Raw genomic sequence first — 4,903 nt, 5'->3', positions numbered from 1 at the left:
GTCTGGCTGGGGGTTCCCCTCGCGGACCCGGCGGTCGGACTCCTGATCACCGCCATGATCCTCCGGATCGTGTGGGAGACGGGGAAAGAGGTATTCTTGCGGTTGCTCGACGGATCCGACCCGGCTGCGGTCGGGGAGATCCGGGAGACCGCCGCCTCCGTGAACGGAGTCGTGGAGGTATCGGACGTTCGGGTCCGCTGGGCGGGTCACCGGATGTACGCGGAGGTAAACCTCGCCGTCGACGGCGATCGGTCCGTGAGCGAGGGGCATGCGATCGCGACGGAGGTCCGCCACCGGATGCTCCACCACCTCCGGTACCTGTCGGATGCGACCATCCACGTGGACCCGGCGCATGCTTCGGGGGTCGCCCGGCACGGCGTGCCGTCACACGACCACGACGGCCTGCCGGGGCACTCGCACTGACCTGCCCTTCTCCGGGGACATCTCCAAAGGGGGACATTCCTATATCGTGTCGTCCGTTGAGGAGTGTCCCCCCCCGGCGTAGAGGAGTGTCCCCGCCCAGTTTTACGCGACGTTCAGGACGACGGCGGGCAACTTTTCCAGGATCGACACCAGCAGTTCCTTCCGGGTGACCAGATCCTCCCGCGTCCGCTGGTCCTTCGCTGCCGTGATCTCCCTCCGCAAATGCGATATCTCCGTTTCAAGGGTCCCTTTCAGCGCCCGGATTTCCAGGTTGGTCAGCACCAGTTCCATGGGGCACCTCCTTTTCCCTCGATTCCGTTGACCGCCCCGCGGCGTTTCCGGGGGGAGAGATAGTATATCACCGGGTGCCGGGAATACCATGCGCCCTTCCCCTTTCAGTAGGCAAGTCCCCAACGGGTATGGTAGTTTTGGAAAATTATCCGACGTGCCGGGAGAGGCATTCCCATGCGTCTGCGCCGCCCTGACAAGAAGAGGTTTCTCGCGTTCCTGGCCGTCCTGGGCCCCGGGATCATCACGGCATCGGTCGACAACGACGCCGGGGGGATCGCCACGTACTCGATCGCCGGCGCGCATTTCGGGTACTCCCTCCTCTGGACGCTCATCCCGATCACGGCCGCCCTGATCGTCGTCCAGGAGATGGTGGCGAGGATGGGGGTGGTCACGGGGAAGACTCTTGCGGACCTCATCCGGGAGAAGTTCGGGGTCCGACCGACCTTCTTCCTGCTCATCGCGCTCCTCCTGGCCAACATCAGCAACACGGTTGCGGAATTCGCCGGCTGGGCGGCCGCCCTGGAGATCTTCGGGGTCAGCAAGTACCTCTCCGTTCCCATCGGGGCGGTGGCGGTCTGGTTCCTCGTCGTGAAGGGGACATACCGCATCGTCGAGAAGATCTTCCTCATTGCGAGCACCGTGTACTTCACCTACGCGGTGTCCGCCTATTTCGCCCACCCCCAGTGGGGAACGGTGGCGCAGGCGCTGGTGACTCCCGTGCTGCAGATGGACAGCGCCTACGTCATCATGCTCATCGGCATGGTGGGGACGACGATCGCCCCGTGGATGCAGTTCTACCTGCAGTCCGCGGTGGTGGAAAAGCACATCCCGGTGGAGGACTACGCCCTGTGCAGAGCGGATGTCATCCTCGGCTGTTTCGTCACCGACATCGTGGCGCTTTCGATCATCGTCGCGTGCGGAGCGACGATGTTCGCGCAGGGGATTCACATCAACGACGCCAAGGACGCCGCCCTCGCCCTGGCGCCGCTCGCCGGGAAATACGCCTCGCTCCTCTTCGCCATCGGCCTGGCCAACGCGTCCCTTTTCTCCGCCTCCATCCTGCCGCTGGCGACCTCCTACTGCGTCTGCGAGGGGATGGGGTGGGAGTCCGGCATCGACAAGGACTTCCGGACGGCCCCCCACTTCTTCTGGCTGTACACGGGGATCATCGTGCTTGGCGCCCTGTGCGTCCTGTATCCCGCCGCCCCCTTGATCCTCATCATGCTTTTTTCCCAGGTGGCCAACGGCATCCTCCTGCCGTTCGTCCTCGTGTTCATGCTGAAGCTGATCAACGACCGGGACCTGATGGGAGAGTACGTCAACTCGAAAGCGTTCAACGGGATCGCGTGGACGACCACGGTTGCCATGATCTTTCTCACGATCTTCCTTGTGATCCTGACGATTGTCCCGGGGCTTCCGGGGCTGCTCGGGGCCGAACCGTGACGTCGGGCCGGACGGCGGCCGTAAGGGAGGGGATCGCTCCTTACATCCTCCGGCGGCGGCGGCGGGAGGCAGGCGGCAGAAGCAGGTCCACGACGTCGTCCACGGTCACGATGCCCAAGAGGCAGTTCTCCTCGTCGACCACCGGAAGGGCGAGCAGATTGTACTTGGAGATCAACTCGGCGACCTTTTCCTGGTTCGCGTCCGCCCGGGCGGTGATCAGCTTCGTGTGCATCACCTCGCCGAGCGTTTTCGAAGGGGCCTCGAGGATGAGATCGCGCAGCCCGACGACCCCCAGCAACTTATCGTCCTCCACGACGTACACGTAGTAGACCGACTCGATCTCGCTGGCCTCCCCCCGGAACTTTTCCAGCGTCTGCCCCACGGTGATCCCCGGGGCATAGGCGAGGTATTCGTTCGTCATGAGCCCCCCGGCGGTGTCCTCCTCGTGCCCCAGAAGCTCGTGGATGTCCTGGGCCTCCTCCTTCTCGATCAGCCCGAGGATCTCCTGGGCCTTCTCGAGGGAAAGATCGGCGATCACGTCCGCCGCCTCGTCCGGCGGCATCCGCTCGATGACGTCCGCGGCCTGCTCCTTGTCCATGTCGGTGATGAGGTCGGCCTGCACCTCCGGCTCCAGTTCGTGGAGCGCCTCGGCGGCCGTCTCGAGGTCGAGCTTCCCGAAAAACCCTTTCCTCTCCTCGGGGGAGAGGCCGCTGATGATCTGGGCGATGTCCGCCGGGTGGATCCCGGAGAGCGCCTCCCGGGGAACGGCCAAGGTGAGCCGGTCGAGCTTCTCGTGGAGGGGCTGGATCAGGGCCCAGGAGATCATCTGGTGGCGCAGCGGGTGGCGGATCGCCCGGAAGAAGGCCTCGCCCCTCCGCTCCACCCCGAGCCGGCGCAGGATCCCGCGCACTCCCACGTCCACGCCCGTGACGCAGGCGGCTCCCCCTTCCTCGGCAAGCTTGACGTCGTTGACCCGAACGACCTTCGCGCCGTCGATGTCGACGATCTGCTTGTCCAGGAGATCCTTCCCGATGAGCAGCTGGTCGTGGGCCGGCGCGTATTCCGACAGATCGGATTCCCGTTTCCGCGAGGAGATGATCCGCCGGTTGAAGATGCTCAGATCCTCCCACGGAAGGAAGAGAACCTTTTTTTTCCTCTCCAGCAGAAGACCCGCCGCCCGGGGAAACGTCCCGCCGCCGACCACCGCGATGTCGCGCAGTCTCCCGATCTCATCGCCCAACGGGTCGAGCACCGGCTTTCCGAGGACGTCGGCTACGAACAGTTCCCCCACAAGCGTCATATCGAGGACTCCCCTTGCCCGGGACCGCCCGGACGACTCCAGTGTATGGAGGGGGTTGAGTCAGGTCAAGGAAGGCAAAAACGAGAATGGTAAAGTAGGGAACCAGCATCCACTCGGGCACGGGAGAGAGGAACATCGATGACGGAACCCGCCGGGGCGCTCGCACAGGAGGGGCCGGCCCCCGCGAAGTGGCGCAACCCCTATGCGCTCCTCCCCACGCTTCGGTGGGTGGTTCAGGGCGCTTACCTCCTCTTCTTCGTCCTGGTGGGGATCGAATTCTCCTCCTTCTCCCGGCAGATCGTTTCGGGAGGCCCGGTCACCGCCCACCGGCCGCCGGCGGTGGAGGGGTTTCTGCCCATCAGCGCCCTCGTCGGCCTGAAGCGCTTCCTGCTCACCGGACGGTACGACGACGTGCACCCGGCCGGTCTCACCATCCTGATCGCGGCGATCCTCTCCTCCTTGGTCGCCCGCAAGGTCTTCTGCTCCTGGGTCTGCCCGGTGGGCGGAATCTCCCGCGCGCTGGAGTGGGCGGGGAAGAGAACGCTCTGGAGAAGGCAAAAGAGGGAGATCCTCGTGAACCGGTGGGCGGACCGGGGCCTGATTTCCCTCAAGTATCTCCTGCTCGCCTTCTTCGCCTGGGCGATCCTCTGGAAAATGGACGCGGCGGCGATCGACCGGTTCATGCACACCCCCTACAATTACGCCGCCGACGCCAAGATGCTCCTCTTCTTCACCGACATCTCCCGGACCGCCGGCGGTATCCTGGGAGCCCTGGTCCTCCTCTCCCTCGTCATCAAGCATTTCTGGTGCCGGTACCTGTGCCCGTACGGGGCGCTGCTTGGGCTTGTCAGTTGGACGTCTCCCCAGCGGGTCGTGCGGGACGAGGCGGTCTGCATCGACTGCAAGGCGTGCACCCGGGCCTGTCCCGTGGAGATCACCGTCCACCGGAAAGCCTCCGTGTGGACCCCCGAGTGCACGGGGTGCATGTCGTGCGTCACCTCCTGTCCCGTGGAGGACTGCCTGACGGTCACCCGGAAGGGAAAGGGATCCCTCTCCCCCTATCTCATCCCGCTTGCCGGTCTGGGGACGATCTTCCTCCTGTGGGGCGTCGCCCGCCTGACCGGCCACTGGCACACCACGCTTTCCCCATCGACGTTCGCCGAGGTATACCGGACCGCCGCCACCCTGGTCCACCCCTAAGTACTCCGTTTCACAAATACGGTTGCATTCGAGCGCCGCTGCATCCGCTCCAGCTTCGTTGCGCTCCTTCACCATACTCAACGGTATGCCTCAGTCGCGCGCCTTGCTGGCGCGGCGCATCGACGCTCTCGGTGCGACACCGTATTTATGAAGCGGAGTACTAAGGCGGGAAGACCCCGTCAGAAGAGCGGGGAGAAGATCCGGCAGGTGTCCTCGAGAAGCCGCACCGTTTTCGGTCGGCGCGAG

General features: G+C 64.7%; 5 protein-coding genes. 3 read left to right on the top strand and 2 right to left on the bottom strand.

Features of this window, described 5'->3' with window-relative positions; all coding sequences use genetic code 11:
• The coding region (locus VJ307_06900) for a cation transporter dimerization domain-containing protein (GenBank protein HJX73869.1) at positions 1-423 on the top strand (423 nt) is incomplete at its 5' end.
• 102 nt (positions 424-525) lie between these two features.
• On the opposite strand, the gene VJ307_06895 is transcribed toward VJ307_06900, so the two are convergent.
• On the bottom strand, positions 526-714 hold the full coding sequence (locus tag VJ307_06895; GenBank protein HJX73868.1) for a hypothetical protein: 189 nt from the start codon (positions 712-714) through the stop codon (positions 526-528).
• Between the two features lie 174 nt (positions 715-888).
• Between VJ307_06895 and VJ307_06890 the strand changes: the two genes are divergently transcribed.
• Entirely contained in the window at positions 889-2,157 is a 1,269-nt protein-coding gene (locus VJ307_06890) for an Nramp family divalent metal transporter (GenBank protein HJX73867.1), read from the top strand.
• A 40-nt stretch (positions 2,158-2,197) separates the two neighbouring features.
• Here the strand turns inward: VJ307_06890 and VJ307_06885 are convergent, their stop codons facing one another.
• Complete coding sequence (locus VJ307_06885) at positions 2,198-3,457, bottom strand: CBS domain-containing protein (protein HJX73866.1); 1,260 nt, start codon at positions 3,455-3,457, stop codon at positions 2,198-2,200.
• A 138-nt stretch (positions 3,458-3,595) separates the two neighbouring features.
• Here VJ307_06885 and VJ307_06880 point away from each other — a divergent pair, with 138 nt between their 5' ends.
• Positions 3,596-4,657: a 4Fe-4S binding protein gene (locus VJ307_06880; protein ID HJX73865.1), complete on the top strand. Its 1,062-nt coding sequence runs from the start codon at positions 3,596-3,598 to the stop codon at positions 4,655-4,657.
• Positions 4,658-4,903 lie beyond the last annotated feature (246 nt).

This window comes from Candidatus Deferrimicrobiaceae bacterium (assembly GCA_035256765.1).
In the GTDB taxonomy this organism is placed as follows: Bacteria; Desulfobacterota; Deferrimicrobia; order Deferrimicrobiales; family Deferrimicrobiaceae; genus CSP1-8.
The sequence above is the reverse complement of the archived record's forward strand: the minus strand, read 5'-3'. Positions and strand labels throughout refer to the sequence as shown.

Bases quoted from the DNA above. Each gene is read 5' to 3' on its own strand.
- VJ307_06880 (HJX73865.1), top strand. From the start codon at position 3,596: ATGACGGAACCCGCCGGGGCGCTCGCACAGGAGGGGCCGGCCCCCGCG.
- VJ307_06895 (HJX73868.1), bottom strand. From the start codon at position 714: ATGGAACTGGTGCTGACCAACCTGGAAATCCGGGCGCTGAAAGGGACC.
- VJ307_06885 (HJX73866.1), bottom strand. From the start codon at position 3,457: ATGACGCTTGTGGGGGAACTGTTCGTAGCCGACGTCCTCGGAAAGCCG.
- VJ307_06890 (HJX73867.1), top strand. From the start codon at position 889: ATGCGTCTGCGCCGCCCTGACAAGAAGAGGTTTCTCGCGTTCCTGGCC.